This window comes from Massilia atriviolacea (assembly GCF_003953935.1).
Classification (GTDB): Bacteria; Pseudomonadota; Gammaproteobacteria; order Burkholderiales; family Burkholderiaceae_D; genus Telluria_A; species Telluria_A atriviolacea.
In genome coordinates, this window is record NZ_RXLQ01000003.1 from 475,065 (window position 1) to 497,446 (window position 22,382).

Sequence of the window (22,382 nt, forward strand, 5' to 3'; positions counted from 1 at the left end):
GTGGACGAAAAACGGCGGCACTGGTTGCCGTTCGGGTCCGGCGCCGCTTCGCGTGGCGCGAACGGCCGGCTGCCTTGCGGGCGGGGAATTCCGATGTCGTATTGAAAACGCAATTTTTCGCGCTGGTGATAAAGTTTGGCATCATTCAACTTCCAGTCAGTTCCCATGCCCGCGCCGCTTTTTATCATCCTTAACGCCGGTTCCGGCCACGCCGAAACCGAGCTCCAGCGCACGACCATCGAAGACCTGCTCACCGCCGCCGGGCGCGAATTCGAGCTTGCCGTGGTCGACCAGGCGGGCGAGCTGGCCGACATCGCCCGCCATATGGCAGGGCGCGCCTGCGAGGCCGGCGGCGTGCTCGTTGCCGCCGGCGGCGACGGCACCATCAACACGGTGGCGCGCCAGGCGGTGGAAAGCGGCTGCCAGTTCGGCGTGCTGCCGCAAGGCACCTTCAACTATTTCGGCCGCACCCACCATATCCCCGAAGACCTGGGCGAGGCGGTGCAGGCGCTGCTGACGGCGCGGGTCGAGTCGGTGCAGGTGGGGCTGGTCAACGAACGCGTGTTTCTGGTCAACGCCAGCATCGGGCTGTATCCCAGGCTGCTGGAGGAACGCGAGATCGACAAGAAACAGTTCGGCCGCAGCCGGCTGGTGGCCCTGCTCTCGGCCTTGAAAACGGTGCTCGGATCGTACCGGCACCTGCACATTACGGTCGAGCTCAACGGCAAGACGCGCACCCTGCGCACGCCGACCCTGTTTGTCGGCAACAACCGCTTGCAGATGGAACAGGTCGGCTTTGCGCCGCTGGCCGAGCGCATCGAAGACGGCAAGCTGGCCGCGCTGGCGCCGCAGCCGGTGGGCAAGCTCGGCATGCTGGCCTTGCTGGCGCGCGGCGCGCTCGGGCGCCTTGCCGACGCGCCCAACCTGCACGCCTTCGGCCTGACCCGCATGACCGTCAGGCAGCGCGGGCTGGCGGGGCGGCGCCGCATGAAGGTCGCGATCGACGGCGAAATCACCCACCTGGACGCGCCGCTGGTGTTTCGCGTGCTGGAAGGGCAGCTGCTGCTGCTCAAGCCGGTGCAGGCCAGCGCGCAGGCCGGGGTCGAGCAGATGGCGCTCGCCTCCTGAGGCCGGAACACATTTTTTGGGCCGGCGGCCGCCAGCGTCCGTATTGACTGGTCTACAATGCGGCCTTGTCCGTATGAACCTGGTCGACCATGAACGCTTTCAAGCTGATGCGCAGTACCCACCGCCACCCGTCCGCCATCCTGCTGATGGTGCAACTGCTCGGGATGATGCTGTATCCCTTCATCGAATCGACCCCGAGCGGGCTGGTGGTGTTCAACGCCTTCGGCATCATCGTGCTCGGCTTCACCACCCGCATGGTGCGGCGCACCCCGGGCCACGCCTGGATCAGCGCCAGCATCGCGCTGCCGATCATCGTCCTACTGGTGCTGCAGATGGCGTTCGGCCGCAAGGACCTGCTGCCCTGGTCGTCCGCGCTCGAAGCGCTGTTCTATTTTTATGCCGCGGCCAGCCTGATCGCCTACATGATGGAAGACCGGCTCGCCACCACCGACGAACTGTTCGCCGCCGGCGCCACCTTCACCCTGATCGCCTGGGGCTTCACGCACCTGTTCGTGCTGGTGCAGGCCATGCATCCCGGGACCTATGCGGCCGCCGTGAATGCCGCCGATGCGCGCACCTGGACCGAACTCAATTACCTCAGCTTCGCGCTGCTCTCGAGCACCGGCATCGGCGACGTGATTCCGCTGACCGCGCATGCGCGCGCGCTGGCCAGCGTCGAAATGTTCGTCGGCCTGATCTACCTGGCGGCGGTGGTCTCGCGCCTGATCGGCTTTACCCTGCAGCAGACCAAGGACGGGCGCGACTAGGCTAGCGTTGCAGCTGGGCGTGCACGATGCGTCCGACCGTGGCCAGCGCCGCTTCGGCGTGCGCGTCCCACTGGTGGCCGTAGTTCAGGCGCAGGCAATTCTCGAAGCCCGGCTGCGGCGAAAAGATCGGGCCGGGCGCCACGCTGATGCCTTCGGCCAGGGCGGCCGCGTGCACCGCCAGGGCGTCGACCGCGCCCGGCAGCTCCAGCCATAGCAGATAACCGCCCTTGGGCCGCGTGACGCGGGTGCCCTCGGGGAAGTGGCGCCGCACGGCCTCCATGAACACCGCCTGCTGGGCTGCCAGGGTGTGGCGCAGCAGGCGCAGGTGGCGGTCGTAACCGCCTTTTTCCAGGTACAGCGCCAGCGCGCCCTGGGCCGGCGCGCAGGTGGTCAGGGTGCTGGCCAGCTTCTGGCGCGCCAGCTGGCGCGTGTAGCGGCCGCCCGCCACCCACCCGACCCGGTAGCCTGGCGCCAGGCATTTCGAGAATGAGGAACAGTGCATCACCAGGCCCTCGGTATCGAAGGCCTTGGCCGGGAGCGGGCGCTTGTCGCCGAAATACAGCTCGCCGAAGACATCGTCCTCGATCAGCGGCACCTGGTAGCGCGCCAGCAGGCGCACCAGGTCGCGCTTTTTCTCGTCGGGCATCAGGCTGCCGAGCGGATTCTGGAAGTTCGTCATCAGCCAGCACGCCTTGGGGCGATGCCGCTCCAGCGCGCGTTCGGCCGCCGCCAGGTCCATGCCATCGCGCGGGTGGGTCGGCACTGCGATCGCCTCCAGGCCCTGGCGCTCGATCGCCTGCAGCGACCCGTAGAAGGCGGGCGACTCGATCAGCACCGCGTCGCCGGGGCGCGCGATCGCCATCAGGCACAGGTTCAGCGCTTCCAGCGCGCCGTTGGTGACCACGATCTCGTCGGCGTGCACGGTCATGCCCTCGATCAGATAGCGCAGCGAGAGCTGGCGCCGCAGGCGCGCGTTGCCGGGGGTGAGATCGTCGACGCTGGCCCAGGGATCGAGCTGCTGCACGCTGGTGCTCATCAGGCGTGCCAGGCGCGCCAGCGGGAACAGCAGCGGGCTCGGAAAGGCCGAGCCGAACGGCACCACATCGCGCCGCATGGTCGTTTCGAGCAGGTCGAAGACGCGTTCGCTCATGGCCAGGGGCTGGGCGTCTTCTGCGGGGCGCGACGCGGTATCGGGTTCCGGCGGCAAGCGTTCGGCGCTGACGCTGACGAAATAGCCGGAGCGCTCGCGCGCCTGCACCAGGCCCTGGGCTTCGAGGGTGTAATAGGCCTCGAACACGGTGGCGGGGCTGACCCCGCGGCTGGCGCTGGTCTTGCGCACGGACGGCAGGCGGTCGCCGGGCTGCAGCGCGCCGCTCAGGATCGATTCGGAAATATCGCGCGCAAGCGCCTCGTAAAGTTTCATGATGCAGCAACGGCCCGAGGGGGGCGGAAGACGGAATGGCTGCATCTTAATGCAAATCCGCCGCGCCGGCCTTTCCACCATCCAACGCCCCGTCCCAACCGGGGGCAGACCGCCGACTCGAAACACCGTTACATCACCGCCCCGGCACAACCGGGGTCAGAGCTTTAATTAGCAATACTGTGACATGCGCGCCGGCATCCTTTTCGCCAACCGCCGTCAATGGCACGGCTGTTACTCCAATTGTAAAAATGTTGCTAATTAAAGCTCTGACCCCGGTTGTAGGAATTTGCTGGTTTGATGTTAAAAGTTTCGAATCAGAGCTCTGACCCCGGTGGGCGGCGGTTCGGGTTCAGGTGTTGCGGAAGATCAGTTCTTTCATCCGTTGCAGGCGCGGGTAGACCACCGGCACGGTCAGCATCGTGCTGGCAATCGCCATCAGCAGCAGGGCGGTGAAGGTCTCGCTGGTAATGATCTGCTTGTCGAGCAGGATGTTGACGAAGATGATCATGATCAGGGCCTTGGTCTGCAGCAGCCAGCCGATAATCCCCGCTTCACCCTTTTTCCACTTGAGAATGCGTCCGGCGATGTGCGCGCCGATCAGCTTGCCGCCCACCGATGCCACCAGCAGCACCCCGGCGGCGATGAAGACGGCGGCGCTGCCCATGTCCCAGTTGGTGCGCAGCCCCGTGCTCAGGAAGTAGACCGGCATGATCGCCAGCAGCACGTGGTGCCGCATCAGGTCCATTTTTGCCTGGTCGAACCAGTGCGCGTCCATCACCGCGCCGGCCAGGAAGGCGCCGACCATGAAGTGCAGGCCGGCCCAGTCGGCCCCGAAACCGCACAGCGCCAGCCAGATCAGGCCGACGTACCAGCGGTCGCGCTCCTCCAGCCAGACCATCAGGCGCCGGTACAGGACCGTGGCGATGCCGAACACCAGCAAAAACCCGACCTGGCGGCCGACCCGGTCCCAGTCGAGCAGGATCAGGGCCAGTACGCCCCAGATGGCAATGTCGTCCAGGCTGGCGTAGCGCAGGATGCGCTGGCCGATCGGCTGGCGCAGGATGTCGAGCTTTTCCATCAGCAGGATCAGGATCGGCAGCGCCGTTACCGCACAGGCCATGCCGACGCCGACCACGAATTGCCAGGTCATCGCCTTCGGTCCGATCCAGCCGGCGTAGCCGAGCATCCCGGCCGCCACCACGGCGCCGAACACCAGCGGAACGCCCAGCGCGAGCACCGAGGTGATCGTCGTTTCGCGGCGGTGCGCCCAGGCTTGCTTGAGGTCGAGCTCGATGCCGGCGATCATGACGAAGATCATGACCGCCCACCAGGCAATCCCGTTCATGGCCAGCATGACGGAGGGGTTGAAGATGAATTTGTAGTAATCCGGATAAACTGCACCCATCACCCCCGGCCCGAGCAACACCCCGGTGATGATCTGCACCACCACCAGCGGGGCGTAGTAATCGGTCTTCAATACGCGCCAGATCAGGTAGGGAATGGTGAAAATCAGGAGCATCGCGAGGAGGAAGATCTCCGTCGTGTTCATGGCGGTGTGCATGGGATTTGTCTCGTTGTTGTGATGGGATGCGCGCGAATGTGCCCTCGCGCTGCTTGCTGCGGTACGTAGTAAAGTTTCATCAGTGCCGCAGACCGATGCTAGCTCAACAATTGAGCAAATTCAACAATTATGTTGGAATGAGAAAGTGGTACGACGCCCGATGACGGCGGCTGTCGATCAGTTGTGAGGAGGCAACAATATGTTCGCGGCGCTGGTGGCGTCATTACGCGGCGCGGTATAGTGGGTGCTGCCGCCGGCCCCGCCGCCCACAGTCTGTCGGAGACCATCCCATGTCCCACTCATCCGAAACGCGCATTTTTACCGCACCCGCCGCCAGCATCCGCTCGCCGCTCGCCAGCGCCGAGGATTACGAGGCCCTGGCGCACGGCCCCGGCGCGGTGGCCTGCGCGCGCACCGACAAGCTGCATCACATCTTCGGCAGCACGCGCAGCGGTTATGCGATCTACTATTTTGGCGACATCCTGGCCAACTTCGATTTTCCGGCGTTGACCTTCCTGACCGACAGCGGCCAGCAATATGCCTTCGAAGGCGAGTACGGCACCACGCTGGTCGAGGTGCTCGACGCGCAGAAGCAGCGCGCCGTGATCGAGCAGATGAACGCCTTGTTCGCCGCCCTCAGGGCCGATCCCTCGATTGCCTACGACGCCGAAACCTTCGGCCATCTGTCCGATGGCGATATCGAAAACGCGCTGGCGCGCGATTACGTCAGCGGCAGGCCGTACGCCGATACCCAGGTATATGGCGACGAGGGCGATACGGCCGACTACCTGTTTACCTACCTGCGCAGCGTGCTCAAGGTAGTCGAAAACGCGCTGGAGGAAGGCCTGCTCGTCATTTACAGCGCCGAGATGTAAGCGGCCGCCAGGTCACTCCCTCACTCCCTCACTCCGTCACCGTGGCCGGCGTAATCGGCCGATCGACGATATATTCGATGCCTTCGCTATCGGCCTTGAGCACGCGCAGCCGCATGCCTTTGAAACCGGTCTTCGTCGGGCCATAGGCAAGCAGTTCGTACGACAGGTCCTGGTTGAATGCGGGCCGCGTGCGGTTATTCATGAATTCGCGGTAAGCGATCTTGACTTCACCCTTGCTCACGCCCTGGTAAAGCACCTCGACATGAAACGGGTTCACCTCAGGCGCAACGCTGTCGCTCGTCTCCACCGTGTATTCCACCGGCGACGCGAGCGGGAAGTAGACGTCGTCGTTGGCGAAGGTGGTCGCATCGAACACGCCATTGCCCTTGCGGCCGACCAGGCAGGCGCTGACATTGTTATTGCCATTTAAAGCCCGGTCCCGCCACCGTTTGGGAGCGGGGCGGGACCGGGAAGCGTTCATCGCTGCGTCGCTGCGCCGTTTACGGGCGCCACACCGGCCTTGCCTTGGTGTTGATATCGGTCGCCTGTCCCGTCCTCGATTCGGCATCGACGAAGCCGGAGCGATTCCCCGAGCTTAGATTCAGGCCGGTGCCACGGTATTCCACATCGCCGTACAGGTTCAGCGTGCCCGATGCGACCTGCGCCCGTTCGAAGAATCCCAATGGATAGAAGGTGGTACGCACCTGGGCTGCGCCGCCGACGATGAAGGCGTTGTCGCCATTATTACCGCGCTCGCCGATGACGCTCAAGCCGCCCACCGTGCCGCCCGATACGCTGCCGTTGGCGATGATGGCCTGGTCCTCGATGCGGGCATTGCCGGTGACCGAATTACCCGCCATGACCGTCGCGTACGGGCCGACGTAGACGCTGGCCGGTGTCGTCGACGGCGCGCAGCCGCCGCCGTTGGCATGCCGTGCGGTGCCGGTCGGGCATGGATCGCGCTGGCCGTTCTGGAAGCCTTGCGGCCAGGCGTTGGCCAGTTCGATCATGTACGGATAGCGCCAGATGGTCCCATATTCCTGTTCGGCGACGATGGTCTTGAAGACCGAGGGCGTGGCCGTCACCACCAGGAACAGCGGTTCGCCCGGATTGACCTTGTAGGTCAGGTTGCCGTCCAGGCCCTTCTGCAAGGCGCTGTAGCGCGGCGCGCTGAACTGCGCGTTGGTGGCCACCAGGCCCCAGCGGAAGTCGGCATCGGAACCGGGCTGGTTTACGCCCCGGAACTTGACGCTGACGGTGGTGGCGCCGCTGGCCGGATACAGGCGTACCACGTTGTAGCCGAAGCGCTGCGGCGCGCCGTAGTGGGGCGAGACGAAGCGGCGGTTGCCGGTCCAGTTGCTGTCGAGCGCTTCGAGCGGCATCAGGCGGTGCAGGCGCTCGGACTTGTCGGTCTGGGTGATATTGCCATAGGCGTTGCGGAAGGCGTCGGGCGTGGCCTTGTAGTCCCACGTCACGTTATGCATCGCCCAGTCGCCGAAAAAGTCGTTGAGCTGCGAGATGCTCCATCCGCGCGACTTCTGGATGTTGGTGAACGGGTCCGGACCGGGCGTGGTGAAGATCTGGTTGGTCGCGACCGGGCACTGTTTGTCCTTCAGGTACTCCATGAACTGCCAGTTGCAGTAGCGGTCGCGGCTCGATCCGAGGTAGAGGTGGGGCGCGTTCGCCAGCATCTCGGAGCAGTGGGCTTCGTTCTTGTACTCGGGCAGCTGGTGCGGCGTGTAGTTGGCGTGGCTCTCGGCGATCCAGCCGCAGGTGTTCGAATCGGGGCAGCCAAGACCGCCGTTGTAAGCCATCCAGTACTGCCAGGCGTGGGTGAATTCGTGGGTCAGGCCCCAGTGGTCTTTCAGGGCGCCGGGCCCCACCCACATGCCGACCCGGTCGCGCGCCCAGCCGCCGGCGGTCAGGCCGTCGGTGGAGTGGATGTGGATCGATGGCTTGATCTTGGTGGCCGTGTTGTAGAACGGCTCGGGCATGAACAGGTTGCTGTTGAACAGATTGTGCCAGACCGTGTTTTCGAGCGTGGTCACGGCCAGATTGAGGTCGGCGTCGGAGACCTGTTCGTCGGAGTAGAAGGCAAAGTGCGCCGATTCCTTGACCAGCCGGTAGTTCGCGCGGTCGGGCGACGGGCCGCCCGCAGTCCAGGTACCCGGCGTGCTGGCGGGCTTGCTGGTGTCGCAGCCGGTGGCCCAGACGGTGGTGGTCGTGCCGGCGTCGACCACCGGGGTTGGCGTCGGAGTCGGCGTCGGCGTGGGCGTCGGAGTAGGCGTCGGCGTGGGTGTCGGAGTAGGCGTAGGGGTCGGAGTAGGCGTAGGGGTGGGCGGACCGATCGCACAGTACTTCTTCTTGCCCGCGATCGGATCGCCAAATGTCGCGTTGGTGCACGCCACATTGCCGGAAAGGGTTTTAGTGACCCACTTGTCGCTGGCGCCATACGACACGGAGCGCTTGCTGCTACCGACAACGCAGGTTTCTTTCTCGGTGGCGCACTTGGTGTAGCCCCTCGGCCAGTCGGCGGCAGACGCCGGCAGCGCTGCGCTCCAGGCCAGCAGCGCACTGGCGCTGGCGATCAATGTCTTGCGGATCAGTTGAGTCATTTCCATCCCTGTAATGTTGTACAACGTGAAATTGTATGTTATCAGATGACTTATTGTATTGGTAACTTCTGGCGCGTTTTTACAACGATATTTTTTCGGCTGGGACGGCTCGCGCAAGGCGCTTGGCTTCCCGGGCGGACGTGCGTTCCTCGGCACGAGTCGTCCCCGTGCACGGGAAAAGTGGCCGTATCGACCATATCCTGTGCTAAAATCCTGCCCGCTGCCCGGATGGTGAAACTGGTAGACACCCGAGACTTAAAATCTCGTGCTCGTAAGGGCGTGCCGGTTCGATTCCGGCTCCGGGCACCACAGCATACTTGCAGGAAATAATCGAAAAGCGCCGTATCCCTCCTATCATAGAGGGATGCGGCGCTTTTTTTACGTCCGCTCCTGACGAAAGTTAACGGAAATACGCCATTCCGGTGCTACCATTTGCCAAAAATTGGCAAAGGATTTGGCAAAATGGCGGCTCCAAAGAAGGTAGATGGGCGGTGGCAGCATCGCGTAATGGTGAAGGGAAAACGAACTTCCGGGACGTTTGACACGAAGGCTGCGGCGCTTGCCTGGGAGGCCGAGCAGCGAACGGCCGTTGTTGGCGGCGGCGCTACAACACAAACCTGCATAGACGCCTTCGACCGATATGAGCGAGACGTTTCGCGAAAGAAGAAAGGCGCCAAGTGGGAGAAATTGCGCCTGGCTGCGTTTGGTCGTAGCGCGCTTGGCCCGGTGCTGATGCGCGATGTGAGCTCGGTGCATGTGGCCGCGTGGCGCGATGCCAGGCTGAAATCGGTTCAAGGGTCGACCGTGCAGCGAGAAATGAATCTCCTGTCGAACGTTTTCATGGTCGCATGGAAGGAATGGAAATGGATCACGGCCAGTCCGACAACCGATGTAAAGCGCCCGGAGGAAAATAAGCCGCGTTTTCGGCGGATCACGCCTGACGAAATTGGCGAGATGTGCGTTGCGCTGGGCTGGCACAACAAGGCGCCAAAGACCAGGCTGCAACAAGTGGCGGCGGTCTTCCTGTTTGCCCTGGAAACGGCCATGAGGGCAGGGGAGATATGCAAGCTGGGGGCGGGTGATGTATCCGGGCGGGTGGCCACGGTGCGCGACACCAAGAACGGAGATACTCGTCACGTTCCACTGTCGCCGCGTGCAGTCGAGCTATGGGGTATGTGCCCGAAAGGTTTTGGCGTTACGCCTGAGCTGCTGGACGCGAATTTCCGCAAGGCTCGGAATACCACTTCGATTGAGGGGATGACGTTTCACGATACCCGGCACGAAGCGATTACGCGCCTAGCCAAGAAACTGCATGTTCTCGACCTGGCGCGCATGGTGGGGCACAAGGATATCCGCAAACTGATGATCTACTATAACGAAAGTGCTGAGGACATCGCCGCGAAATTATGACGTTTGGCGCTCCAGCCAGGCTACGACCTCGCGCGCCTTGTAGAGCGCCTGGCCGCGCGCCGCGCCCGGCAGCCGCATAGCCTTCGGAAAGCTGGGCTGCACAACCACCTCGCGGCGAATGGTGTTCTGCGACCGCTTCATGTACCGGGCGATGTGCTCGACATCCCACGCGTCGATCTGGACCGGCAGCGGCGCCGGCTGGGCCGCCAGTCGTGCGAGCAATTTCTCAAGCATTTCTTCTGCGCTCATATCAAGCCACCTTTCTCTTCACCATCATCCAGATCGATTATTTTCCTGGGCACCTCGGCGCCGTCGCTCTCGTCGCCCAGCTCGTGGGCTTCCGGCTTGGGCGGTTCGATGGGCGCGTGGAATATCCGCTCCCAGGCGTCATCCGGTATATGCCCCGGCCGGCGCGCGCTGCCCTTACTCATGGCCGCCGCCGATCTGCGCCAAGAGCGCGCGCTTCAAGTCGAAGATGCCAGCGCATCGCCCCGCCGTGAATTTCTCGTTGGCCGCATCCTCGTCGCAATTGTTGACCTCGTCGGCCAGGGCGTTGATGGCGGCTTTCACTGCAGCGCGTAGGTCCGTCGCCGGTTGCGCGGGAACGGTCGGCGCTGGCTCTGCTGCTACAGGGGCGGCGAAAAGAGGATGCCAATCATTTTTTGACTTCGGCCGTTCCGCGCCGTCGACCAAAACTCGGTGTGCAACATAGCGCGCCGGACCGTTCTGGCTGTCTTCGTTCACGTCTAACTGCGTGTCGGCATACCACGCCACTGGCTCCGCATGCTCTGCTGGCTTCGATGCGGCGACAAAGTCGGCCAGCTTTGCTTCGCGTGCTTCGCGCTGCAAGTCGCCTATAAAATCGTCCGTATTCGTTTCTGGCTCAACAGTCAGCATCGACACGAAATGCTCCAGCTGCGCGGGCGTGAACGCGATCATGCCGTGGTAATCGGTGTTGGCCTTCGACCAGCGCAGTTTGTCGCGCCATGATCCTGCTGGCGCAGCAGCGGCACGAGCGGCGCGCCACATAGCACCGGGGATGCCAGCCCACGCGATGTCCAAGACCTGCTGCGGCGCGGAAGGGTCTACCTGTCGGAAAGCTGCGGCGAATGCCTTGCGATCATCCCCCGCCGGCGCATCTGGCGCGCTGGCAGTCTGCGCGCCGTGCGCCCTTGCCAGCGCCGATAGAAACTTGAGGCGGGCCAACACCACGCGCAGCTTCACGCCCTTGCGCAGCGTCACCGCGTCATCGACAAGATCGCAGGGGATCGGCCAGTCCAACGGATCGCCCGTCACCTCATCCCCGCTGGCCGCACGCTGGGCGATGTGGGCGCGGGCTTGCCATACGGTCCACATGCGCTGGCAGCGGCTCGCCCCATAATCAGCGCCATTCCACGATGCCGACACGCCGGGGAATTCGCGCTCGAACAGCGCCCGCTCATCCGGCGTATCAATGCTGCCCTGCGCTGGCGCGGCTTGGAGGGCGGCGATTTCGGCCAAGGCATTTGATGCCAGAATGTGTCCGTGATCGTCACTCGGGCCATCATTTGCAATGCATTCATTTTTGATTCGGGTCAGCGCCTCGATGGCGGCTTGAATAGGGATGGTCATGGTGCGTCCTTTTTCGGTGGTTCAAATGTTTTACCGGTTCCATCGCAGCCACTGCAAGGAGGACTTCCGTTATGGTCGTAGTAGCCGCTTCCGTTGCAGGCTGTGCATTTTTTCTGCTTCCAGCCGTTCACGTACTTTTCAAAATACGCGATCCGCTCTGCCTTGCGTTCAAGGAATGGGCTCATTCCACCCCTCCCTTGATGCGCGCCTCGATAGCGCGGGCGAAGGAAATATACGGCTCGGCATCTTGATCCGTTACTGAAAATGGAGCGACGGCGCTACCTGCCCCACCCCATCCGAGTTCGTTCTTGGCGGCAATTCTCAGAATTTCCTCATCCGTCAGCGCGGCCTCCTCAACTGGCGCAGCCGATGCGAGGGCGGCGCGAGCGAGGCCCCTGAAATAGTCTCTTTCTTCTGCGGGATCGTTGCCGCTGTGGGTATGCGTGAAATCCGTAGCGGTGTCCCACTTATCCCAGCCGACCGACAGCGCCATTGCTTTTGCCGCTGCCTCAATCGCGCTGCGCAGGTCGGGCGCACCGGCTGCGGCTTCTAGCTCGGTGATGCGGGCGATCAGCGCCAAGACTGTTTGCGTATCGAGTGCGTCATAATATTCCTGTTGAAATTGCTCCAACTCGGAATTTGTGCCGGGCGCGCATTGCGCTTGGATTGCGAGCCGCTTCAATTCTTTCGTATCCATCATCTCTCCCGTTATTGTTGTGCTGCATCGCGCGCCAGCTCGGCGCGCACGTTCGTTGAATTAATGCCGTGCCGGATGCGGCGGATTACCTCGTTCGACGCCCGGTCGATGTCGATGGCGCGGACGTTTTCCAGTTGCGTGTCGTGGCAGGCGAGCGCCTTGTTCATGGCGGCCAGCTCGTCACCCCGGAACACGAAGCGGCCCATGGTCATGGCGCGCTTGCCGACCGCCATCAGCGCATCCCGGCCCGCGATGGTCTCGGCGCGGAACTCGTCGCCAATGCCTTGCTCGCACATCACGTTGGCGATGTTGATGGCGCCGACCAGCAGATCCCATTCTTCCCGGCCGCCCGTGCCAGTCGTCAGCGCCGCCATGGCCGCGTGGTTCCGGATATTCAGCACGCGCAAGTGGCTGGCGTGGTCGCCGCTCATGCCGCCGAAGACCTCGGACAGCGGGTTCAGCGAGACCGGCTTCGGGCGGTAGCGCTTATTGCGCGGCTTCTTCATGAGCGCACCGCTTGGCCGAATAGCGCCGCCACCAAGGGGTCGCGCACCGCGTGCATTGGGAAGGTCTTCACTGTGCGGCATGACTGGATTTCGATATCGAGCGGCGCCTTATCTCCGGGACCGAACCAGTACAGCGCGCAGGCAACCTTTCCATTCTCTCCGCGCTGCCGCTGGCTGTGCGCCTCGCCCGCGCGCATCACTCGAAACAGGTAGCCTTGAACCGTGGGCTTTGGCAGTCCGATTGCCGCAGCCAAGTTGTGCGCGATCAGCGGCCCGTGCTTCTCCAGGTAGGCCAGCATTAAGTCAGTGTTTGCCCGGTGCTGCGCTGGGCTGAATTTGCTTTGGGTGCGCATGTCTCTGCCTTTCAGGTGAAGCTGAGCAGTTGGTCGACAATCCGGTCGAGATCGGAGCGCTGCATGTCGCGCATGATGTGCTTGAGCACCGCGTTGATGATGCTGTTGTACAGGCGGTCTTTCTCGGCGTCGTTCATGCTGGAGAACGACCAGCTTTTCGCAATCAGCCGGATCGTGCCGTCGAGGCGCACGCGCGTTTCGTAAAAGCCGGCCAGGATCGTGATGTCCTCGCGGAACTGGTCGAATTGCTTCTCGACCTGCTGGCCCTTGTATTCCTTCTCGCCGGGCTCCCAGCACTCAAACGCGTAGTTGGCGAGCGCAAACAGCTTTCGGTGAAACGCGACGTTGTTGTTCCGCTTGATTTCGACGGTGACGCCGGCGCCGAGCTTGAGCTTTTGCAGGAACTCGACCGCCTGCTGATCGACCGGCACTAGCGCGCCCCCGGCTGCTTTGGTGAGGACGATGGCAGTCATGGCAGGGCCGCCCGCAGCGCAACGGTGTCGATGTGGTTCAGGCGGTCGATGGCCTGGCCGCGCGTCATGTCGAAGCTCTCGACCAGCACGTCCACAATTTCAACGTCGGTCGGCTCGGCGTCACTCACGTCGTCGGCCAGCTCGGCCAGCGACAGCGCGCGTGGCGCGGCGGCGGCCTGGCGCATCAGGTTCTGCATTCTTTCAAGCGTCGGGTTCATGCCACTGCCTTTCTCAAAACGTTTTCGTAGGAGTCGACCAGTGCCTGGAAGCGCATAAGCTGGCGGACCATGCTGTCGATAAATTCGTCGTCACGGGCGATGCGGCGCACGTACAGGTCTTTGCTGACGGCTTCCAGATCGGGCACGTACATGATGAAATCGCACCACTTGCGTCCGGTGATCCACATACCGCCTTGCATCTGGTGCAAATATTCCGACACGTCGCCGGTCTGGATGATGTGCAGAATCTTCGCGCTGTCGATGGGCGCCTTGATTTCGATCAGGCCATCCGTGTCGACCAGGCCGTCGGTCGAATATCCGAACAGGCCGTCATCGGTCAGGCAGACGCCAGCCTCGGTCACGAACGCCCCGGTGCGCGCCTCGTAGATCATGCGGGCCGACACTTCCATCGTGTGGCCGCGCTCAAGCACCCAGGCTTTCGGCGGCTCGCCGTGCGGCTTCTGGCTCACGCGCTCGATAGCCAGGTCGGCGGCGTAGCGCTCGGCGGCGGCGGTCGGGTCGCCCACCTTGCGCAGCCCGGACGTCCGGGTCATCAGGCTGATCGCGTCCGCGAAGCAAGAGGCGGTCGTCACGCCGCAGCGGGCCAGGTGCCATTCAGGCGTGCCCTGGGCGCATTCGATGAATTTCATGGCTGCACCCCGCGCGCCAGGTCGGCGGCTTCCGCTTCTGCTTCGGTCATCGGCTCGACATGCTCGACGGCGATGGCTGTTAGTTCCTTGCCGCGCTTGGCGACGGCAGCCTTCACCCGGTCGTATTCGGCCTTGTCGCCGGCGGCCTGCAATTCCTTGATCGCCACCTTCCAGACGGCCGTTACCTCTTCGGTGGTGGCGCACGCCTCGGCGGCTGCGGCCCAATCCTGCGTGATGGCATGCATCGCCACCATCGGCTCAGGCTCGGCGCCCATGGCCTTGCCTTCCATTTCCTCGGCGGTAAGCTGGCTGCCGCATTCCGGGAAAGCTTTGCGCAGCGCCTGGGCTTCGGCGCACTTGGCGATCTGACCGCGTGGGCGCTTTGTCCACATGGCGTTTGGCGCGATGGATTTTTCCTTGCCACCCTTCACCGCGTAGTTCTCGATCCAGTATTCGATGACGGTGAACTTGGCAATCGTCCCACCTTCGAGCATGCGCTCCACGGTGATGCGGCACCATTCCGGATACCGCACGCTCTGGCCACCCAGGACTTCCTCGATCATGGGGCCGAACTCTGGCTCGGACATACCTGCGAACTGGCCGGTGCGTGATGCTTGCGTGCGGTACAGGTTCACGCCCGGCATGATCACGTCGCGCATGCCGCCCTGCTTGCCGTCCCACATCGGCACGATGTGCACCGGCTTCTGCATCGGGTCCAGCCCTGCCGCCTGGCAGTAGCCGAGCACCAGGCGGACCGAGTTGATGTTCGCGCCGGGGTAGAGCGAGTTTTGCAGGACCAGGATTACGTCGTCTTCGGTCTGCGGCACCAAGCCGGCTTGCTGTTGAACTGCGAGGTTACTCATGTGCATACTCCAGTTGTTGTTCGATTTGCCCGCGCTCGTCGGCTTCGGCCATGACCAGCAGCAGGCCAAGGACGATCACGGTGGCGCGGAAGAAGTCGCGGATCACGGCGCATCTCCTGCTGCGGCGCGGGTGATAGCGCGCCGGGTTGCCGCGCCCTTGTCGCCGTTGTGCTCGGCCCACGTTTCGGTGAAGCACGTTTCGTTGTCCACCACGTCGATGTCGTCGTGGTTGATATAAAGGGTCAGGCTGCGCGCCACAGCAAGTCGCAACGAATCGCCGTCGTGCAAAAGCGGATTCCATATCCACCCGCCATTTGCCAGCAGCAACCCTGTCCCGATGGCCATATCTCGCCACGCGTCGCCGTGCGGCCACAGTGCGATCTGCGCAGCCTTCGCAGCCAGTTCCAGCAGCTCCCGGTCGGTGCGCGCGCTCATGACTTACCTCCGGTTGCTTTGGCGATGGCCGCGCGAGCCTCGGCTACTGCGTTCTTCATGCCCGGATTCGTGCTTGAGCTTTCCATGTCGAAGCGTTCGGCAATGTCGTTCGCCAATTCGCGCAACGCCTCCAGCAGGTCCGGCGCGGCGGCGATCAGGTGGGCGTTGGCGCGCTGCTCAATGACTTGATTGGGCTCGCCCGGAGCAAAGCTGACTCCAGAGAAGGCGCAGCCAATCACGCCCCACGAGCAGCGGATATTTATTCCGCCACGAGCATTTGGCTCCAGTACCCACGGCCCCGGTGTATGCGCGCTCATGGCGCACCGTCCAGCATCAGCACGATCAGGTACAGCGCGGCAGCAGCACACATGCACGCGCCGGGGTGGCGGTCGAGGTAGCGGCTCACGATGCTTGCTCCCCTTGCAGCCGCTCGGTCAGATCTGCGCGCCGCCGGGTCGCACTACCGGCTTCGGCGAACGATTTGCAGATGATGCTTTCGCAGGACGGCCCGACATTGCGGCCCTTGACGTTTCGCTCGGCGGGGCATCCACTGGACTTCATCCATTTATCGCAGTCGCCGCAACGCCGTCCGATCTTGGATATATCGTTTGTTAATTCGTTGATGCGGACCTGCTTTTGCATGGCCGAGTCTGCGCGTCCGAGCGCGTCGAAGATTTGGTCGAGGCTCATGGCGCTTCCTTGGCTGCGAGAATGGCGGCGTCGACGTGCTGGATGACCTTGGCAATGATTTCGTCTGTCGTGTATCCGCTGTGCCAGTTGCCGATCTGGCGTAACAGCTTGCGAAACTCTGGCGTGTCGATGCTTTTTTGCTGCGCCGGAATGGCCGGCTGGGCCGGCGCGGCGGTGCGTGCTGCCTCGATCAATTTTTGCTCCGCTTCTTCACAGCGTTTCAGCAACCCTTCCACACCGTGATGATGGCAATGCTGCACGAACAACTGCCGGGCGATAGTTGCGCCCTGCATCAGGCCCGTGCGCAATCCGTCGGTGTAATCGCTCGGCGCTGCCTGCTGCACCGGGGCGCTGTGCTCTGCCTTGATCGCTGCGAACACGCCAACAACGTTATGGTGCATAACGTTGATGCGCTCGGCGTGATGCACTTCCGCAGCAGATAGGCCGCATGCTGCCTGCTGCACCGGGGCGGGCGCGGCGATAGACTTGCGGGCAAGGATAAGCGGCCCGCAAGTATTCGCCCATACCCCATCGTCTTTGCCATCCATAAGCACTGCAATTTCCTCCAGCGCCGCATCCCTTGCCGCCCCCGGCATGCCCGGCACCTGCACCGTGCGCTGGTAGCCGTCAGGGCCGGGCGCGGTGCACGAGGACCAGCTCGGGGCGGATGGCGCGGCGGCGAGCATGGCGCGGTATTTAGCGATGTCTGCATTGCGCTGCATGCTTTGCACTGACTGGCCCTGCACGCCGGCGCTCTTTGGCTTTGCGGCCAGCATGTCGTCGGTCGGCTCGACCGGCACCAGCTTCCAGCCGCTCTGCAATTTCTGTTCGTTCATCGTAATCCCCTGTGAGGTGGTGGGGCGCCGCCCGAAGGCAGCGCGGGGTTGTGTTAGGCAATAGCCTTGGCGGCAATTTCTTGAATTGCGTCGCGGATCAAATGGCCGTCGCGCGATCCTTCCCGTGCAAGGCGTTCAATCTGCTTAAGGGCCGCCATGAGCAGCTCAATCTTTACATGCTCGCTTTCAGCTTCTTGTTTCGTGTCCATGATCTGCTTTCAGTAAGTGCGCCAGGCGGCGCTGTACTGCCGATGCCACCTCAAGGGTGGCGATGGATCGGCGGGGCGGGATGGGTCAGTTCAGGCCGCGATTCTTTTCCCACGGACCCTGCATGGCTTCGTGCTTGGCGCGGGCTGCAATGCTCTTGCCGACTGGGCACATGTCGTGCTCGAAGTCGAGGTATTCGCCCATCTTTTCCAGCTGGGTGCCGGTGAACAGTTCGATGATGTTGGCGGTGCATCCGTGGGCGGTGATCGCCTCGACAATGTGGCCGTCGTCAGCGGTCGGGCGGGAGCCATACAGGTCCAGCTGGAGGGTGTCCGTCTGCTGCCAGCCCGCCAGCAGCAGGACGCCAGGAAGCTGCGAGGTGAGATTGCTGCTGTAGATCGGTGCGTTCATTTGCGGCTCCATCTGGTTGCTGATTCGATGGAGTGAGTATAGAACTCTAAACAGCTACAGTCAAGAGTTCTAAACTATTTTTGCGAAATAATTTCATCCTCGAATCGCGGGACGAAAAAAAGCCCCGGCTAGCGGGGCGTTGTTGGGTGGGGGTATCGTGAGCAGCGAGCAATGACCGGCGTCAACATGGGCGAAGCTATTTGCCCTTCTTTTTTACGCCTGACGTCCGCCGCTCCGCCACTCCGCAAATAAAGCCGGCTACATGCTCGCCGATAGTGTCCGGGACCATTTCACGTAGATTTTTTGGGTTAAATTCAGCATGACTTTGCTCAACAACGTCCCCACCTGAATCGTATGCCAGAAATTGCACGACCACCCCAGTTTTACTTCGGCAATCAACGTACTCAAGATATTTTGTTGAAACGTACTTCTTGACGGGGAAATTTTGAGTTTCCTGTGGCGCATCAAGATCGGTCTTCACCCAAGCTTTCCAGTATTTCCCCACCTGCGAGATTGAGTGAATATCGACACTCACTGTGCTGCTTTCGCCGCCCGTCACAGCAAGCCAGTCTGCGCTCTGCGCGATGCCGGGCAAGCAAAACAACAGCGTTATTGTAATAGCTATTTTCATATTTAACCTATTCGGCATCCTGGCGTGCCGTAGCGCCTTAAACAATAAACACAGGTGTTACTTTCTGTGAACTACGGGCAACTTTTAGTTACACAAAGGTAAGAATATGCGTTGCGGGTCGGGAACTTTCGGCGTAATCTTGACCTGTCCAAGCGCACCATTTTGTTGATCTGGCACAGGGAAAAGATGAAAGCCGAAAACGAATTTCTTGCAGTGCACAATGCCCTAAATCCGAGTCTGCGCGAGCTGTGGCTTGGCATAGGTCGGTCGATGGCCGCCGAATCTGCGCAGCCTGTTCCGCTCAAGGGGCGGCCTTTACTGCGCCTTATTCCGGGTCACCTCGGTGCGGATGAGAACATTCTTCATCGTGGCTCGGAACGCAATACGCCCCTCCTCATCCGTAAGCCTGTAGGCGGTCAATAACTGCTGCTCTTCCGCTGTCCCACACTTCGCGGTCAGCGCCTCATCCAATGTGATCCGAGCCTCCTCGGCTGCCTCCGCCCGTGCCGCCGAGTGCCATGGGCGGTTGCCCTTCAAAAACGCCGCCGGCGGTTCATGCGGATCGCCGTCGCCTGTCATCAGCCAAATATGCGAGAAGCCCAGCTCGCGCTCGATGTTCAGGGCGTATCGGATATCTATTGACTTGATCTTGTCGTTGAGCCACTGGTTCACGACACTTTTTGACGCGCCCGATGCCTTGATAAGCCCGGTCTGGCCGCGCTCCCCCTCCAATTCAGGGGTTTCCTTGTAGATAAAGGCCAATCTTTCGGACAGTAGTTTCATGTTAAGAATTCTAAACAAAGTTTGGTTTAGAGTGCTTGACTCGCTGCGGTTTAGCGTTCTATACTGGATGCAGTTTCATCCAACGCCGAAGGTAAGCCATGTCAAAACATCTAGTTGAGCCGGGAAAAGTAATCGAACTTCTCGGCGGGAACGCCAAAACAGCCGCGCTGTGCGAGGTGACGCCTGGGGCGGTTTCGCAATGGCTTCACAACGGAATCCCCCGCACCCAGCTCAAGTATCTGCGAGCCGTCCGCCCGGACGTGTTCGGGGAAGCCCCGGCGAAACGCAAACGGCAGCGCACCCCCGCGCCGCCACCCTGATCCATTGCAACAGAAGCATCCCCGAAGTCCCCACTGATCACCACAAGGAACCATCCCATGAAAAGCAACCCGAACGCTCGCAACATCTGTATCGAAATCCTCTTGAACGGCGCCGAGCGCAGCACGCTCGATGGCCTTCGCGGCGGCCTGGGCGCAAGCCCGTTCTTCCGCAGCCTGCTTCACGCCGAAGCGCGCACGCATGGTACGCCGCCAGCGCCGCCGAAGGAATCCCGACATTGCCGGGGTGCCGGACGCCCAGCCAGCCGCGCATCCATCGCACGTCCGATGGTCCGGAGGCAGGTTTAAGGGTTTTCGATTACGAAACGAGCCAGCGCACAACGCAAGCCAATAACGAAGGAGCAACACAATGACCAAGCAGACGAGCAAATACACCCGCAGCCAGCCGGCCGGAGGTGAATTGTGAATATCTACGACCTGATCGAGTTTCAACAGGGCGACGTCAAGTACAAAGAGGACAAGGCGCTTCCGCGCGCTGTCGCCATCGGCCACATCACCCCGGAGCAGGCCACCCGCAAGATCGCCTGTGCCAAAGCCATCCTCGCCACCCTGGAAACGGTTCGCGACCTGAGTAAGAACCCAGGGGGCAAGCATGGATGAACCCATCATTCTCCGCGCCCGCATCGAGCGGAAGGGCTACAACGCCGCTCTTCGTGGCGATGCGCCTGACGCCCACCACATGAACCACGGGTCTGCCGCAATGGCCGACTGGAACCGTGGCTATGCATTGGGTTTGGCCGAAGCGGCAGAACCCCATCATGCCCCAGCCGGCGCCGAGCGTATTGATGCGCGTCAGGCAGGTTGCTGATGGCCCGCGCGCGCAACATCAAACCCGGCCTCTACAAGAACGAGGATTTGGCCGAGTGCTCGATCTGGGCGCGCTTCGTGTTCCCTGGCTTGTGGATGCTGGCTGACCGTGACGGCCGTATGGAAGATCGCCCGAAGCGCATCAAGGCCGAACTGCTGCCGTTCGACAACGCCGACGTTGACCAGCTTCTCGATGAGCTGGCCCGCTACGGCTTCATCCTGCGCTACGAGGTGGACGGCCAGCGGTATATCCAAGTGCTCAAGTTCAGCGAGCACCAGACTCCACACGTCCGGGAACAGGCAAGCACCATACCTGCACCAGTCGAAACGGTGCCAAGCACAGCCAAGGCAGTGCCTAGGCATGACCTTGATGATGGCGTGTCATCGCCAAGATCGCCTGATTCTCTGATTCCCTCTTTACTGATACCTGATTCTCTGATTCCAGTAGAGGCAACACCCGCACCCGCAAAGCGCAAGGCCACAGCACCCGCTACGCGGTTGCCTGCTGACTGGCTTCCGACCGATGGCGATACCGAGTTCTGCAAAGCCGAACGTCCAGACCTCCGACTCACCGAGGTTGCAGACCGGTTCCGCGATTACTGGCATGCCATGCCGGGCACGAAGGGCCAGAAAGCCGACTGGAACGCGACCTGGCGCAACTGGGTCCGCAACGAGCGGCGCGGCGTAGCGCAAGGCCCACCGCCCGGCGCCACGCCGAAGTTTGACCCCATTGCCTACGTGAACCGCAACCGGATACCGCCATGACTCCACTGACCGTTTTAGACCTGCCTGCATCGTCATCGACCCGCCCGTATTCGCAGTGGTTCGAGCCGGCCGCATCGCTGGGGATCGCCTTCATCGACCACCTGTTCAACCGCCTGGACGGCGCCTATCCGCACAAGTGGCGTTCGAACTTCGCCAATCAGCAGGCCATCGACAACTGGGCCGAAAGCTGGGTCGAGGCGTTCGAAGAGGAGCGCATCACGCCGGCCGACGTGAAGATCGGGCTGCGCGAGTGCCGCAAGCGCTTCACCTGGCCGCCGAGCTGTGCCGAGTTCATCCAAGCATGCCGCCCTGGTGCCGATCCGTTGATCGCCTACCACGAAGCGCTGGCCGGCTTGGAAGCGCGCGGCAAGGGAGAGATGGGCACGTGGTCGCACCCGGCGATCTACTGGGCGGCAAGCCTGCTGCGCATGGACCTGATGGGCCAGACCTACGCCGTCGTGAAAGACCGCTGGGCCGCGCTGCTCAAGTCGCAGATGGAACGCGGCGAGTGGGCGCCAATTCCCCCGGCGCGTGTGCTGCTGCCGATGCCTGACGTATCGCCGGCTGCCAAGGCGCACGCCACGAAGATGCTGGCTGACCTGGGCGCGAGCGGAATCATCAAGGGGCGCGGCGACGACTCGAAGGCATGGGCGAAGCGCATCCTCGACCGCCTGGAGCGCGGCGACAAGGCGCTGTCGAGCCTGCAAATCAGCTTCGCCAAGACGGCGATGGGAGCTACAGCATGAGACTCGCCACCAACCACCTCGGCTACGCAGTCGAGCGCTTCGACGGCCCGACCATCGGATGGTTCGCCATCACCGATCCGTACAGCTTGCGCGAGTGGGCAGAAACCGCGCTGCATCTGATCGAGCGCACGCCGGGCGCCGAGTACCGCGTGTATCCGGCTATTTCACAAAAAGGAGAATGACATGGGAGCATTTTGCGTTTATGGAATCAGCCGGTCGGTATGCAAGATCACGGCAACGAAGAAGCAGCCAACAACAGGCAAAGGCACATCGAAGAGCCTGACGATTTCGGAGTTCGGCGCCGCGCGCGATGAGCTGGCCGAGAGGTTGTTCGCAGAAACGACCAAGCGCGGCAAGATTTCGCCAGAGCTGGACGCGCCGCAGTTTTGCATGGACTGGATCGCAGCCGGGAAAGACGAGGTCAAGGATTGCGTGATCATGTCGCGCGGACCGAAGGTCGATAAAAACGGCGGCCCGGTCATCAAGCAGGGCGCGCCGGTGATGACGTGGGTCGAGTACGACCCGAAGTCGGCGCCAGCGTTCGGGCCGATGTCATGAGGGTGACCATCTACGTCGAGGCCGA

General features: G+C 62.3%; 34 protein-coding genes and 1 tRNA gene. 12 read left to right on the forward strand and 23 right to left on the reverse strand.

Annotation, left to right across the window (positions count from 1 at the left end; translation table 11 throughout):
- Positions 1-165: 165 nt before the first annotated feature.
- On the forward strand, positions 166-1,128 hold the full coding sequence (locus tag EJB06_RS07365; RefSeq protein WP_126073352.1) for a diacylglycerol/lipid kinase family protein: 963 nt from the start codon (positions 166-168) through the stop codon (positions 1,126-1,128).
- 89 nt (positions 1,129-1,217) lie between these two features.
- Positions 1,218-1,895, forward strand: a complete 678-nt coding sequence (locus EJB06_RS07370) for an ion channel (RefSeq protein ID WP_126073353.1) — start codon at positions 1,218-1,220, stop codon at positions 1,893-1,895.
- A gap of 1 nt (position 1,896) precedes the next feature.
- Here EJB06_RS07370 and EJB06_RS07375 read toward each other — a convergent pair whose 3' ends face one another.
- Both EJB06_RS07375 and EJB06_RS07380 read right to left on the reverse strand, forming a co-directional pair.
- Entirely contained in the window at positions 1,897-3,318 is a 1,422-nt protein-coding gene (locus EJB06_RS07375) for an aminotransferase-like domain-containing protein (protein ID WP_126073354.1), read from the reverse strand.
- A gap of 349 nt (positions 3,319-3,667) precedes the next feature.
- Positions 3,668-4,867: a cation:proton antiporter gene (locus tag EJB06_RS07380; protein WP_229426971.1), complete on the reverse strand. Its 1,200-nt coding sequence runs from the start codon at positions 4,865-4,867 to the stop codon at positions 3,668-3,670.
- A gap of 302 nt (positions 4,868-5,169) precedes the next feature.
- On the opposite strand from EJB06_RS07380, the gene EJB06_RS07385 reads away from it, so the two are divergent.
- On the forward strand, positions 5,170-5,754 hold the full coding sequence (locus EJB06_RS07385; protein ID WP_126073356.1) for a hypothetical protein: 585 nt from the start codon (positions 5,170-5,172) through the stop codon (positions 5,752-5,754).
- A gap of 28 nt (positions 5,755-5,782) precedes the next feature.
- On the opposite strand, the gene EJB06_RS07390 is transcribed toward EJB06_RS07385, so the two are convergent.
- Both EJB06_RS07390 and EJB06_RS07395 read right to left on the reverse strand, forming a co-directional pair.
- Positions 5,783-6,235, reverse strand: coding sequence for a hypothetical protein (locus EJB06_RS07390; protein WP_126073357.1), 453 nt, complete (start codon positions 6,233-6,235; stop codon positions 5,783-5,785).
- Between the two features lie 19 nt (positions 6,236-6,254).
- Entirely contained in the window at positions 6,255-8,369 is a 2,115-nt protein-coding gene (locus EJB06_RS07395) for a DUF6055 domain-containing protein (RefSeq protein WP_164557825.1), read from the reverse strand.
- A 222-nt stretch (positions 8,370-8,591) separates the two neighbouring features.
- On the opposite strand from EJB06_RS07395, the gene EJB06_RS07400 reads away from it, so the two are divergent.
- Both EJB06_RS07400 and EJB06_RS07405 read left to right on the forward strand, forming a co-directional pair.
- Positions 8,592-8,678, forward strand: a tRNA-Leu gene (locus EJB06_RS07400).
- A gap of 153 nt (positions 8,679-8,831) precedes the next feature.
- Positions 8,832-9,779, forward strand: coding sequence for a tyrosine-type recombinase/integrase (locus EJB06_RS07405; RefSeq protein WP_126073359.1), 948 nt, complete (start codon positions 8,832-8,834; stop codon positions 9,777-9,779).
- Here the strand turns inward: EJB06_RS07405 and EJB06_RS07410 are convergent.
- From EJB06_RS07410 to EJB06_RS07495, 19 genes are all read right to left on the reverse strand, one after another.
- The gene (locus tag EJB06_RS07410) at positions 9,774-10,028 is read right to left on the reverse strand and encodes a hypothetical protein (RefSeq protein WP_126073360.1); all 255 of its coding nucleotides are present in this window, start codon (positions 10,026-10,028) and stop codon (positions 9,774-9,776) included. The genes EJB06_RS07405 and EJB06_RS07410 overlap by 6 nt on opposite strands.
- On the reverse strand, positions 10,025-10,210 hold the full coding sequence (locus EJB06_RS07415) for a hypothetical protein (protein ID WP_126073361.1): 186 nt from the start codon (positions 10,208-10,210) through the stop codon (positions 10,025-10,027). The genes EJB06_RS07410 and EJB06_RS07415 overlap by 4 nt, the downstream gene beginning before the upstream one ends.
- Positions 10,203-11,390, reverse strand: coding sequence for a hypothetical protein (locus tag EJB06_RS07420; protein WP_126073362.1), 1,188 nt, complete (start codon positions 11,388-11,390; stop codon positions 10,203-10,205). Before EJB06_RS07420 ends, EJB06_RS07415 begins: the two co-directional genes overlap by 8 nt.
- On the reverse strand, positions 11,387-11,575 hold the full coding sequence (locus tag EJB06_RS07425) for a hypothetical protein (RefSeq protein ID WP_126073363.1): 189 nt from the start codon (positions 11,573-11,575) through the stop codon (positions 11,387-11,389). Before EJB06_RS07425 ends, EJB06_RS07420 begins: the two co-directional genes overlap by 4 nt.
- Positions 11,572-12,087, reverse strand: coding sequence for a hypothetical protein (locus EJB06_RS07430; protein WP_126073364.1), 516 nt, complete (start codon positions 12,085-12,087; stop codon positions 11,572-11,574). Before EJB06_RS07430 ends, EJB06_RS07425 begins: the two co-directional genes overlap by 4 nt.
- 11 nt (positions 12,088-12,098) lie before the next feature.
- Positions 12,099-12,593: a hypothetical protein gene (locus EJB06_RS07435; RefSeq protein WP_126073365.1), complete on the reverse strand. Its 495-nt coding sequence runs from the start codon at positions 12,591-12,593 to the stop codon at positions 12,099-12,101.
- Complete coding sequence (locus EJB06_RS07440) at positions 12,590-12,946, reverse strand: helix-turn-helix transcriptional regulator (protein WP_126073366.1); 357 nt, start codon at positions 12,944-12,946, stop codon at positions 12,590-12,592. Before EJB06_RS07440 ends, EJB06_RS07435 begins: the two co-directional genes overlap by 4 nt.
- Positions 12,947-12,957: 11 nt before the next feature.
- Entirely contained in the window at positions 12,958-13,419 is a 462-nt protein-coding gene (locus EJB06_RS07445; protein WP_126073367.1) for a DUF1367 family protein, read from the reverse strand.
- A complete protein-coding gene (locus tag EJB06_RS07450) occupies positions 13,416-13,637 on the reverse strand; it encodes a hypothetical protein (RefSeq protein ID WP_126073368.1) in 222 nt (73 codons plus the stop codon). Before EJB06_RS07450 ends, EJB06_RS07445 begins: the two co-directional genes overlap by 4 nt.
- Positions 13,634-14,287 carry a lambda exonuclease family protein gene (locus EJB06_RS07455; protein WP_126073369.1) on the reverse strand — a complete coding sequence of 218 codons (654 nt, stop codon included), beginning with the start codon at positions 14,285-14,287 and terminating at the stop codon, positions 13,634-13,636. Before EJB06_RS07455 ends, EJB06_RS07450 begins: the two co-directional genes overlap by 4 nt.
- Positions 14,284-15,150 carry a phage recombination protein Bet gene (gene bet / locus EJB06_RS07460; RefSeq protein ID WP_126073370.1) on the reverse strand — a complete coding sequence of 289 codons (867 nt, stop codon included), beginning with the start codon at positions 15,148-15,150 and terminating at the stop codon, positions 14,284-14,286. Before bet ends, EJB06_RS07455 begins: the two co-directional genes overlap by 4 nt.
- Before the next feature lie 102 nt (positions 15,151-15,252).
- Entirely contained in the window at positions 15,253-15,585 is a 333-nt protein-coding gene (locus tag EJB06_RS07465) for a hypothetical protein (protein ID WP_126073371.1), read from the reverse strand.
- Entirely contained in the window at positions 15,582-15,902 is a 321-nt protein-coding gene (locus EJB06_RS07470; protein ID WP_126073372.1) for an XkdD/Y8K6 family phage-associated protein, read from the reverse strand. Before EJB06_RS07470 ends, EJB06_RS07465 begins: the two co-directional genes overlap by 4 nt.
- Before the next feature lie 85 nt (positions 15,903-15,987).
- Entirely contained in the window at positions 15,988-16,275 is a 288-nt protein-coding gene (locus tag EJB06_RS07475) for a hypothetical protein (protein ID WP_126073373.1), read from the reverse strand.
- Complete coding sequence (locus EJB06_RS07480) at positions 16,272-17,111, reverse strand: hypothetical protein (RefSeq protein ID WP_126073374.1); 840 nt, start codon at positions 17,109-17,111, stop codon at positions 16,272-16,274. Before EJB06_RS07480 ends, EJB06_RS07475 begins: the two co-directional genes overlap by 4 nt.
- A gap of 53 nt (positions 17,112-17,164) precedes the next feature.
- The gene (locus tag EJB06_RS31785; RefSeq protein WP_164557856.1) at positions 17,165-17,320 is read right to left on the reverse strand and encodes a hypothetical protein; all 156 of its coding nucleotides are present in this window, start codon (positions 17,318-17,320) and stop codon (positions 17,165-17,167) included.
- Between the two features lie 85 nt (positions 17,321-17,405).
- Complete coding sequence (locus EJB06_RS07485; protein ID WP_126073375.1) at positions 17,406-17,729, reverse strand: hypothetical protein; 324 nt, start codon at positions 17,727-17,729, stop codon at positions 17,406-17,408.
- Positions 17,730-17,925: 196 nt separating this feature from the next.
- Positions 17,926-18,360 carry a surface-adhesin E family protein gene (locus EJB06_RS07490; protein WP_126073376.1) on the reverse strand — a complete coding sequence of 145 codons (435 nt, stop codon included), beginning with the start codon at positions 18,358-18,360 and terminating at the stop codon, positions 17,926-17,928.
- Positions 18,361-18,675: 315 nt separating this feature from the next.
- A complete protein-coding gene (locus EJB06_RS07495; protein WP_126073377.1) occupies positions 18,676-19,143 on the reverse strand; it encodes a helix-turn-helix domain-containing protein in 468 nt (155 codons plus the stop codon).
- 377 nt (positions 19,144-19,520) lie between these two features.
- On the opposite strand from EJB06_RS07495, the gene EJB06_RS07505 reads away from it, so the two are divergent.
- From EJB06_RS07505 to EJB06_RS07535, 7 genes are all read left to right on the forward strand, one after another.
- Positions 19,521-19,769, forward strand: a complete 249-nt coding sequence (locus EJB06_RS07505; protein WP_126073379.1) for a hypothetical protein — start codon at positions 19,521-19,523, stop codon at positions 19,767-19,769.
- Between the two features lie 114 nt (positions 19,770-19,883).
- Positions 19,884-20,081 (forward strand): hypothetical protein, encoded by a 198-nt coding sequence (locus EJB06_RS07510; RefSeq protein ID WP_126073380.1) that lies wholly within the window; start codon positions 19,884-19,886, stop codon positions 20,079-20,081.
- The gene (locus EJB06_RS07515; RefSeq protein WP_126073381.1) at positions 20,074-20,289 is read left to right on the forward strand and encodes a hypothetical protein; all 216 of its coding nucleotides are present in this window, start codon (positions 20,074-20,076) and stop codon (positions 20,287-20,289) included. Before EJB06_RS07510 ends, EJB06_RS07515 begins: the two co-directional genes overlap by 8 nt.
- Positions 20,289-21,053: a hypothetical protein gene (locus EJB06_RS07520; protein ID WP_126073382.1), complete on the forward strand. Its 765-nt coding sequence runs from the start codon at positions 20,289-20,291 to the stop codon at positions 21,051-21,053. Before EJB06_RS07515 ends, EJB06_RS07520 begins: the two co-directional genes overlap by 1 nt.
- A complete protein-coding gene (locus EJB06_RS07525; RefSeq protein WP_126073383.1) occupies positions 21,050-21,799 on the forward strand; it encodes a replication protein P in 750 nt (249 codons plus the stop codon). The genes EJB06_RS07520 and EJB06_RS07525 overlap by 4 nt, the downstream gene beginning before the upstream one ends.
- Positions 21,796-21,981: a hypothetical protein gene (locus tag EJB06_RS07530; RefSeq protein WP_126073384.1), complete on the forward strand. Its 186-nt coding sequence runs from the start codon at positions 21,796-21,798 to the stop codon at positions 21,979-21,981. The genes EJB06_RS07525 and EJB06_RS07530 overlap by 4 nt, the downstream gene beginning before the upstream one ends.
- A gap of 1 nt (position 21,982) precedes the next feature.
- Positions 21,983-22,357: a hypothetical protein gene (locus tag EJB06_RS07535; RefSeq protein ID WP_126073385.1), complete on the forward strand. Its 375-nt coding sequence runs from the start codon at positions 21,983-21,985 to the stop codon at positions 22,355-22,357.
- Positions 22,358-22,382: the final 25 nt, after the last annotated feature.

Coding starts and splice junctions, on each gene's coding strand:
- EJB06_RS07475 (WP_126073373.1), bottom strand. CDS start 16,275: ATGAGCCTCGACCAAATCTTCGACGCGCTCGGACGCGCAGACTCGGCC.
- EJB06_RS07415 (WP_126073361.1), bottom strand. CDS start 10,210: ATGAGTAAGGGCAGCGCGCGCCGGCCGGGGCATATACCGGATGACGCC.
- EJB06_RS07430 (WP_126073364.1), bottom strand. CDS start 12,087: ATGGATACGAAAGAATTGAAGCGGCTCGCAATCCAAGCGCAATGCGCG.
- EJB06_RS07390 (WP_126073357.1), bottom strand. CDS start 6,235: ATGAACGCTTCCCGGTCCCGCCCCGCTCCCAAACGGTGGCGGGACCGG.
- EJB06_RS07480 (WP_126073374.1), bottom strand. CDS start 17,111: ATGAACGAACAGAAATTGCAGAGCGGCTGGAAGCTGGTGCCGGTCGAG.
- EJB06_RS07495 (WP_126073377.1), bottom strand. CDS start 19,143: ATGAAACTACTGTCCGAAAGATTGGCCTTTATCTACAAGGAAACCCCT.
- EJB06_RS07470 (WP_126073372.1), bottom strand. CDS start 15,902: ATGAGCGCGCATACACCGGGGCCGTGGGTACTGGAGCCAAATGCTCGT.
- EJB06_RS07520 (WP_126073382.1), top strand. CDS start 20,289: ATGGCCCGCGCGCGCAACATCAAACCCGGCCTCTACAAGAACGAGGAT.
- EJB06_RS07395 (WP_164557825.1), bottom strand. CDS start 8,369: ATGACTCAACTGATCCGCAAGACATTGATCGCCAGCGCCAGTGCGCTG.
- EJB06_RS07485 (WP_126073375.1), bottom strand. CDS start 17,729: ATGAACGCACCGATCTACAGCAGCAATCTCACCTCGCAGCTTCCTGGC.
- EJB06_RS07425 (WP_126073363.1), bottom strand. CDS start 11,575: ATGAGCCCATTCCTTGAACGCAAGGCAGAGCGGATCGCGTATTTTGAA.
- EJB06_RS07490 (WP_126073376.1), bottom strand. CDS start 18,360: ATGAAAATAGCTATTACAATAACGCTGTTGTTTTGCTTGCCCGGCATC.
- EJB06_RS07440 (WP_126073366.1), bottom strand. CDS start 12,946: ATGCGCACCCAAAGCAAATTCAGCCCAGCGCAGCACCGGGCAAACACT.
- EJB06_RS07420 (WP_126073362.1), bottom strand. CDS start 11,390: ATGACCATCCCTATTCAAGCCGCCATCGAGGCGCTGACCCGAATCAAA.
- EJB06_RS07445 (WP_126073367.1), bottom strand. CDS start 13,419: ATGACTGCCATCGTCCTCACCAAAGCAGCCGGGGGCGCGCTAGTGCCG.
- bet (WP_126073370.1), bottom strand. CDS start 15,150: ATGAGTAACCTCGCAGTTCAACAGCAAGCCGGCTTGGTGCCGCAGACC.
- EJB06_RS07465 (WP_126073371.1), bottom strand. CDS start 15,585: ATGAGCGCGCGCACCGACCGGGAGCTGCTGGAACTGGCTGCGAAGGCT.
- EJB06_RS07405 (WP_126073359.1), top strand. CDS start 8,832: ATGGCGGCTCCAAAGAAGGTAGATGGGCGGTGGCAGCATCGCGTAATG.
- EJB06_RS31785 (WP_164557856.1), bottom strand. CDS start 17,320: ATGGACACGAAACAAGAAGCTGAAAGCGAGCATGTAAAGATTGAGCTG.
- EJB06_RS07410 (WP_126073360.1), bottom strand. CDS start 10,028: ATGAGCGCAGAAGAAATGCTTGAGAAATTGCTCGCACGACTGGCGGCC.
- EJB06_RS07535 (WP_126073385.1), top strand. CDS start 21,983: ATGGGAGCATTTTGCGTTTATGGAATCAGCCGGTCGGTATGCAAGATC.
- EJB06_RS07505 (WP_126073379.1), top strand. CDS start 19,521: ATGAAAAGCAACCCGAACGCTCGCAACATCTGTATCGAAATCCTCTTG.
- EJB06_RS07455 (WP_126073369.1), bottom strand. CDS start 14,287: ATGAAATTCATCGAATGCGCCCAGGGCACGCCTGAATGGCACCTGGCC.
- EJB06_RS07370 (WP_126073353.1), top strand. CDS start 1,218: ATGAACGCTTTCAAGCTGATGCGCAGTACCCACCGCCACCCGTCCGCC.
- EJB06_RS07525 (WP_126073383.1), top strand. CDS start 21,050: ATGACTCCACTGACCGTTTTAGACCTGCCTGCATCGTCATCGACCCGC.
- EJB06_RS07450 (WP_126073368.1), bottom strand. CDS start 13,637: ATGAACCCGACGCTTGAAAGAATGCAGAACCTGATGCGCCAGGCCGCC.
- EJB06_RS07375 (WP_126073354.1), bottom strand. CDS start 3,318: ATGAAACTTTACGAGGCGCTTGCGCGCGATATTTCCGAATCGATCCTG.
- EJB06_RS07365 (WP_126073352.1), top strand. CDS start 166: ATGCCCGCGCCGCTTTTTATCATCCTTAACGCCGGTTCCGGCCACGCC.
- EJB06_RS07380 (WP_229426971.1), bottom strand. CDS start 4,867: ATGAACACGACGGAGATCTTCCTCCTCGCGATGCTCCTGATTTTCACC.
- EJB06_RS07530 (WP_126073384.1), top strand. CDS start 21,796: ATGAGACTCGCCACCAACCACCTCGGCTACGCAGTCGAGCGCTTCGAC.
- EJB06_RS07385 (WP_126073356.1), top strand. CDS start 5,170: ATGTCCCACTCATCCGAAACGCGCATTTTTACCGCACCCGCCGCCAGC.
- EJB06_RS07515 (WP_126073381.1), top strand. CDS start 20,074: ATGGATGAACCCATCATTCTCCGCGCCCGCATCGAGCGGAAGGGCTAC.
- EJB06_RS07435 (WP_126073365.1), bottom strand. CDS start 12,593: ATGAAGAAGCCGCGCAATAAGCGCTACCGCCCGAAGCCGGTCTCGCTG.